Raw genomic sequence first — 7,012 nt, 5'->3', positions numbered from 1 at the left:
GCCGTCGTGATCGACGAAATGCACATAGGTGGCGTGCAGGGACTCGACCTCGGGAACCGCGCGCGCAGGGCAGCCAGCAGCTTGTCATGACGGAAAGCGGAAAGGGCAGGCGCGCCTCGAAGTTCGAGCATGTCGTTGGAGCCTCTGAAGCAAGCGTAGGAAGGGGCCGCATACGCGGCGCAGAAAGCGGACATGATACTGGAAAGCAGGGGTGGGGCGAAATCCGCCGGATGACACCGGCTCCTTGTAACGTTATCGTAAAGCCCTCATCGCCGATCGTCGCCTAAATGCCCGAACCCATGAGTCGACAAGCGCAGCGCCGTCTGCGCCTTGCTGCCCTGCTGCTGTTGGGTGTCATACTGTACCTGATGCCCTACCGGCCTTTCACCCCGCCAAACGACCTGCTCGAGGCCGTGCGTGAGCGGGATTTTCTCAGCGTGCACACACGGAACACGCCGACGACCTACTATGAAGGCCGCCATGGCCCGACCGGCTTCGAGTACGAGCTGATGCGCCGCTTTGCCGACCACCTCGACGTCAGCCTGACCCTGGACGCCAGCCACCACATCATGAGTGTGATCGACGCCGTGCGCCGGGAAGGGGATCTGGGCGCCGCCACGCTGCCCCTGGATCCGACGCTGGAAGGTCTGATCTTCAGCCGGGCGATTCTCGACCTGCAGCCGGTGCTGGTCTATCGGCGCGGCCTGCCGCCGGTCAACGAACCGGAAGGCCTGGCCGGCCTGGAGATCGGCACCATCCGCGGCTCCGGCGCGGACCAGGCCCTGCGCGAACTGCAGGCTGAATATCCCGAACTTGGCTGGCGTGAATCGCCCGACGTCGAGGTCCCCGAACTGCTCAGCCGCGTGGAGAGTGGCAATCTCGATGCCGCCCGTGCTCTACGACCATCAGTTCCGGATCAACCGCATCTTCTTTCCCGGCGTCGAGCGCGGCTTCACGATCGGCCAGCCACTCTCCATGGCCTGGGCCTTCCCTGCACATGGCGGCCTGCGACTGCAGCAGGAGGCCAACCGCTTCCTTCAGCAATTGCAGCAAGAGGGCGTTCTCGACGACCTGGTCGACCGCCATTTCGGTCACGACGACTACCTGGAATACGTGGGTGCCCGGGTCTTCATCGCCCACCTGCATGAGCGTCTGCCCGACTATACGGCGTTGTTTCGGGAGGCCGCCCGCAACACCGGCTTCGACTGGAAGCTGCTGGCGGCACTGGGCTACCAGGAGTCGCACTGGGACCCCGAGGCCACCTCCCCCACCGGTGTTCGCGGCCTGATGATGCTGACCCTGCCCACCGCCGGCGAGATGGGCGTCGATGACCGCCTGGATCCGGCACAGAGCATCGATGGCGGCTCGCGCTACCTGCGACACGTCAAGGATCGCTTGCCCGACTCGATCCAGGGTGAAGACCGGCTGTTCATGGCCATGGCCGCCTACAATGTCGGCCTGGGCCACCTCTACGATGCACGCCGGATCACCGAGCAGCTCGACGGCGACCCCGATCGCTGGGAGGACGTCCGCGAAGCCCTGCCGCTGCTACAGAAACGGGAATGGCACAGCCAGACCCGCCATGGTTACGCCCGCGGCGGCGAGCCGGTGATCTACGTGCGCAATATCCGCCGCTATTACGAGATCCTGACCTATGTCGATCGCAGCCAGCAGCAGTATCTTCAGCTCAACGACCTGAATGGTGAGGCCGTCGATGACGACGGCCTGCTGTTCGAGATCGTGCCACCGATTCGATGAGAGACTCGACATGAGCCTCCCCGCATCACTGACGACAGGCATGGCACTGATGCTGGCTGCGCTGGCTGGCTTTTATCATGTGCTTGCCGGAGACAGCCCTGCCTATGCTGTCAGTCAGCCTGCGCTGATAAGCATTGTCGCCCTGGCCCAGTTGATGATGCTGGCGGGATGGCACCTGTCGGCCCGAGTGCTATTGGCAATGGCATTGATACCGCTCATTGTGACGCTGCTCAGCTATATGCTGCCGGCGTACTGGATCCCGCTAGCCGCCTGGGATCACTGGAGTCAGCGACTCATGTTCGGTCTCGAGCTCGAGTCATGGCGGCCATCCTTGCTGCTGGCGCTCGCATTGACCTTTCTCATCATGGCCTGTGCCACTCGTGCGAGGATCCGGTTTGGGGGCCCCTGCTCCTTGGGATCACTGCGCTACTGCTTCTCAGTAATTTGACGTTCAGCCAGGCTGGTGCTTCGCTTCGCCCCGTGTTGCGCTATGCGTCCAGCCCATGGGAACAACTGGCCCTCTGGGGATTGCTGGGGGCACAGGTATTGGCCGCCCTGCCGGGCTGGAAGACAAAGGCTGCCATCGTCCATCGTGCCTTGTGGCCGTCGTTGATCCTGGCGCTTCTTTCCATCCTGCTCTGGCATCAGCAGAAGAGCTTCACCGAGCGGGAGCTACATGCTCAGGTCAGGTCTGAATCGCAGCAGTTGGCGGATCGACTGACATCCGAAATCAAGGAACATCTTGCCGCCATGAGGCGCTTTGCCAACTTCTGGACCCTCTTCGACCAGGCTCCCAGCCAGGAATCATGGGCCAGGCAAGCCGCGCCCTATCATGAAGATTTTCGCTATTTCCTCAACATCGCCTTCATCGATCCGGACAGCGAAATCCTGCGCGTCTATCCACAGAGTACGATCAACCTCGGGATAATCGGCGCACGCCTGTTCGATGCACAGCCAGCCGGCCGCGAAGCCGTGAGCCGGGCGCTGCTTGAACAACAGGTCGGCCGCACCGATGTCATCGAGTTGCTCCAGGGCGTCCCTGGCATCATTCACTACCTGCCGATACCGCGTGATACCAATCGCACCCTGGGCGCCGTGGCCATGGTGGTGAGCCTGCCGATCCTGGCAGAAACCCTGTTCAACGAAGTCGACACACGGCGCACCGCCCTTGTCCTTGCCGAAGGAGAACGAACTCTCGCCAGCCAGACCCCCGAAACGCCACTGGGCCCCTGGCGGTACGACACCCTGCTGGACGTGGCAGGCCAGCCTCTCAGCCTCAGTGTCCAGCCAGATCGTACCAGCCTGCTGGAGCGCCACGACCGCTATCCCATCGCCAGCCTCACCATCGGCCTTACCTTGGCCTACCTGCTGTATCTCGTGCTTTATGCCTACGGCAGCCTGGCCCGGCAACACCGGACACTGCATTCATCCAATGTTGAGCTGCGCCGCGAAATGCGCACCCGCGCCGAGCTACAGCAAGAGATTGAGTGGCTGGCACGCCACGACGAACTCACCCGGCTTCCCAATAGGCGGCTTTTCATGGAAACGCTGAAGGCGAACAGAAAAGTTCGGCCACTGAGCATCCTTATCTGCGACATCGACCACTTCAAGCGCATCAATGACCACTTTGGCCACCTGGTCGGAGATCGTTACCTCAACCAACTGGGAGAGATCGGACACCAGGTGACGGAAGCCCATGGGGGATTGTTCGCTCGGTACGGCGGTGAGGAGTTCGTGGCCTGCCTGCCTGAAAAGGTTGCTGACGAAGCCTATGACATCGCCGAGTCCATACGACAGCGGCTCCATGACGCCAACCTCCGCCACCATGATGGCAGCAGGCTGACGGTGAGTATCGGTACGGTCACCCTGCTGGAAGGTGCTCTCGAACTGGATGCTCTCATGCAAGCCGCCGATGACGCGCTCTACCGCGCCAAGGCCCAGGGCCGCAACCGAGTCATGGCCGCACCGGAACTGACTGCTGCCGGATCATGACTCGTCATTCCTGGTCGCCTCACGACGAGTTTCGAAGAACGCCTTGAGCAGCTGCGACGCTCGCGCGGCGAGGACCCCGCCTTCCACCTGCACCCGGTGGTTATGCCAGGGTTGGACGAAGAGGTTGGCCTTGGACTCCACCATGCCGGTTCGGGGTTCCGCCGCACCATAGACGACCCTGGCCAGGCGCGCGTGGATGATCGCCCCGGTGCACATCAGGCAGGGCTCGAGGGTAACGTAAAGCGTGCAGCCGTCGAGCCGATAGTTGCCCAGCCGGCTCCCGCGTCACGCAGTGCACGAACCTCGGCATGGGCACTGGGGTCATGGCAAGACACCGGCGAATTGTAGCCGGCTCCAACGATGTCACCAGATGCATCCACCACTACCGCACCCACCGGCACCTCGCCGGCAGCCAGCCCTTCCCGGGCCTGGTCCAGCGCCCGATGCATGTAGAATTCGTCACTGCGCATCGGCTCGGACTCCGTGTATGCTGATGCCATTAAACAATCGTATGATACGTCCCTGAGGATTCCCATGAGCGACGCCCTGAATGCTCTCGTTGCCTTGCTCGGCCTGGAAGAGATCGAGGAAAATCTGTTCCGCGGCCACAGCCAGGATCTCGGCCTGCCCCAGCTGTTCGGCGGCCAGGTACTCGGGCAGGCGCTATCGGCCGCCACGCAGACAGTGGATGCCGAGCGGCAGGTTCATTCACTGCACGGCTACTTCCTGCGCCCCGGCGATCCCCATCGCCCGGTAGTCTATCAGGTGGATGCCGTACGCGATGGCGCCAGCTTCACCACGCGACGCGTCACCGCCATCCAGAAGGGACGCCCGATCTTCTTCTGCAGTGCCTCCTTCCATGGCAGCGAGCAGAGCATGGCCCACCAGATGGCCATGCCAAAGGTCACGCTTCCCGAAGACCTGGACAGTGACCCCTCGGCTCGCCTGGAACGTTTTCCCGGCCACCCCATCGAGTTTCTCCACCTGGGAGACGAGGCCGAGACGGGTCAGCCCTCACGCAAGCGGCTCTGGTTTCGCCTGACCGGCGATATGCCCGACGACCCCGCCCTGCACCGCTACCTGCTGGCCTACAGCTCGGATTTCAACCTGCTGACCACGGCGCTGGTCCCTCACGGGATCACCTTCCGCGATCCCAGGCTGCAGATCGCCAGCCTCGACCACGCGCTGTGGTTCCATCATGACGTGAAGATCAACGACTGGCTGCTGTACGACATGGATAGCCCCTGGGCCGGCGGAGCACGGGGCTTCGCACGCGGCAGCATCTATGACCGGGATGGTCGGCTGGTGGCCTCAACAGCCCAGGAGGGGCTAACGAGGCTACGCGAGTAAAGGCCCCGGAAGGGCACGGGACCTTGGAGCGATGCCGAAGCCTTCGTTGCCAGACGTCCGTCAGCTACGCCGAAATCTCAGGACGCAACTCAAGACCATCGCTGACAGTGCGGAAGGCACGAATGGCATTGATCAACTGATGCGTCTCCACCGCAAGGCTCTGCGTGGCCGCATCGGTCGCCTGCAACTGGCTCGTCGTATGCTGCACCCCCCGCTCCATATCACTCAGGCGCTGGCGATCTGGGCAATACCGCTGCTCTGTTCCGTCGAGGCCATGCTGATCTCACCCATGATGTCATTGACGTGATTGCTTGCCTCTACCACCCGCTCGATGGCCGCTTCGGTATCCATCACCACCCTGGCGCCCGTCTCGATCTCACCGTTGGCGGCCTGGATAAAGCGGCGGATCTCCTTGGCTGCCTCAGAGGAACGGTTGGCTAGGATGCGCACCTCGCTGGCTACGACGGCAAAGCCCTTGCCGTGCTCGCCGGCTCGTGCCGCCTCGACCGAGGCATTGAGTGCCAAGATATTGGTCTGGAAAGCGATGGCATCGATCAGCGAAACAGCCTCTGCCATATGTTTGGCGCTGTCGGTGATGGAAGCCATGCACTGGACGACTCGGGCCATGCCCTCGCCGGCACCCTGCACCTCCTGCACGTTGGACAGCGCCAGCCGGCTGGCCTGCTGTGCATTGTCGGCATTCTGTGTGACGGTGGCGGTAAGCTGTTCGGTGCTAGCCACCGTCTGCTGAACCGAAGTAGCCAGCTCATCGCTTGCCCGAGTGATCGAAGTGCTGTTCTGGCGAATTCCCGCCACCGAGGGGCTGACCCGCTCGGTGCCACGATTGACATCCTGGACGATACTGCCCAGTCCCTTCTTCATGGTTGCCAGGGCCTCAACCAACTGGCCGGTATCATCACGGCCCAGAGCGGGGGACTCAACGGTCAGGTTGCCCGCCGCCACCTGGAGCACGAAGCCCCTCAGCCCCTCAATAGCTCGAGGGATGCGAGCCCAGACCCCCATGCCCAGACCTAGCACCAGGGCAAGCCCCGCTAAGCCAGCCCCGAGCGGCAACGGCTCGTAGGACAACCGCCACTGATGGAACACCAGCCCTCCGATGATCGCGACGGCCACCAAGGTCAGAAGTCGCATTTGAAGGGTCGTTGAGCGCCACTGCAGCCCGGCGAACCAGGCAAGTGGCTGGCGCCGGACAATCTGGCCCCGCTGTAACGTGTAGCCTTTGCCCCTTCCCTCGCTCCAGGCGCCGTAGATCGCCTCGGCCTGAGCGACTTCCGCAGCCGTGGGCTTGACACGAAGCGAGGCGTAACCAACCACGCACCCCTGCTCCTTGAGCGCTACCACATTTGCGCGCACCCAGTAGTGATCACCATTCTTCCGCCGATTCTTGACCAGCCCGGACCACACCTCACCGCGCTGGATAGTTGCCCAGAAGTTGGCAAACGCCGCCGGTGGCATATCGGGGTGTCGCACCAGGTTGTGGTTGGCCCCCAACAACTCCTCCAAGCCGAAGCCGCTGACCCGGACAAATGCCGGGTTGGCGTAAGTGATCTGTCCTTTGAGATTGGTGCGGGAAATCAGCAGATCGTCATCCGCCAGCGGATACTCGACTTGTGTAATGGGAAGATCACTGCGCATGCCAGCCCCCTCGTAGCCGTTGCTGCGCGTTTGTAGACCGCGATCGTTTCGCCCCTCGCATGAGGAGTCTTGTCTTGATGATAAGAGCCATTGCCGCCTCCCTATTGATGCAATACGCACGAGCCCCGGCAACTTGCTATTACATGAGCCACACCACCAGAAAATCCGCTCCACACGGAAACGTTTCATTCACTTCTGCGACGCTGCACAAGGAGCAATCAGAAAGCTGTAGAAAGAGTCTGATGGAATATTCATT

The 7,012-nt window shown here is 62.3% G+C and carries 5 protein-coding genes and 2 pseudogenes; 4 read left to right on the top strand and 3 right to left on the bottom strand.

The features are described 5' to 3' along the window. Positions 1-287: 287 nt before the first annotated feature. The 3 genes and pseudogenes from mltF to Q427_RS28865 all read left to right on the top strand — a co-directional run bounded on the left by mltF (position 288) and on the right by Q427_RS28865 (position 3,750). Positions 288-1,758 (top strand): annotated as a pseudogene (mltF, locus tag Q427_RS13170) (membrane-bound lytic murein transglycosylase MltF). 40 nt (positions 1,759-1,798) lie between these two features. Then, positions 1,799-2,206, top strand: coding sequence for a hypothetical protein (locus Q427_RS32275; RefSeq protein WP_197030632.1), 408 nt, complete (start codon positions 1,799-1,801; stop codon positions 2,204-2,206). A 32-nt stretch (positions 2,207-2,238) separates the two neighbouring features. Then, positions 2,239-3,750, top strand: a complete 1,512-nt coding sequence (locus tag Q427_RS28865; protein WP_197030631.1) for a GGDEF domain-containing protein — start codon at positions 2,239-2,241, stop codon at positions 3,748-3,750. Here Q427_RS28865 and tadA read toward each other — a convergent pair. After that, positions 3,745-4,220, bottom strand: a pseudogene (gene tadA / locus Q427_RS13155) (tRNA adenosine(34) deaminase TadA). The gene Q427_RS28865 and the pseudogene tadA overlap by 6 nt on opposite strands. Before the next feature lie 64 nt (positions 4,221-4,284). On the opposite strand from tadA, the gene Q427_RS13150 reads away from it, so the two are divergent. Further along, a complete protein-coding gene (locus Q427_RS13150) occupies positions 4,285-5,100 on the top strand; it encodes an acyl-CoA thioesterase (protein WP_043514564.1) in 816 nt (271 codons plus the stop codon). Between the two features lie 64 nt (positions 5,101-5,164). Here the strand turns inward: Q427_RS13150 and Q427_RS31325 are convergent, their stop codons facing one another. Further along, on the bottom strand, positions 5,165-5,308 hold the full coding sequence (locus Q427_RS31325) for a hypothetical protein (protein ID WP_155833562.1): 144 nt from the start codon (positions 5,306-5,308) through the stop codon (positions 5,165-5,167). A 17-nt stretch (positions 5,309-5,325) separates the two neighbouring features. Then, on the bottom strand, positions 5,326-6,756 hold the full coding sequence (locus Q427_RS13145) for a methyl-accepting chemotaxis protein (RefSeq protein WP_051496354.1): 1,431 nt from the start codon (positions 6,754-6,756) through the stop codon (positions 5,326-5,328). Between the last annotated feature and the right edge of the window lie 256 nt (positions 6,757-7,012).

It is taken from the genome of Halomonas sp. BC04 (genome assembly GCF_000568385.1).
This window is presented reverse-complemented; position numbering and strand designations above follow the sequence as displayed.

Coding starts and splice junctions, on each gene's coding strand:
- Q427_RS13150 (WP_043514564.1), top strand. CDS start 4,285: ATGAGCGACGCCCTGAATGCTCTCGTTGCCTTGCTCGGCCTGGAAGAG.
- Q427_RS32275 (WP_197030632.1), top strand. CDS start 1,799: ATGGCACTGATGCTGGCTGCGCTGGCTGGCTTTTATCATGTGCTTGCC.
- Q427_RS13145 (WP_051496354.1), bottom strand. CDS start 6,756: ATGCGCAGTGATCTTCCCATTACACAAGTCGAGTATCCGCTGGCGGAT.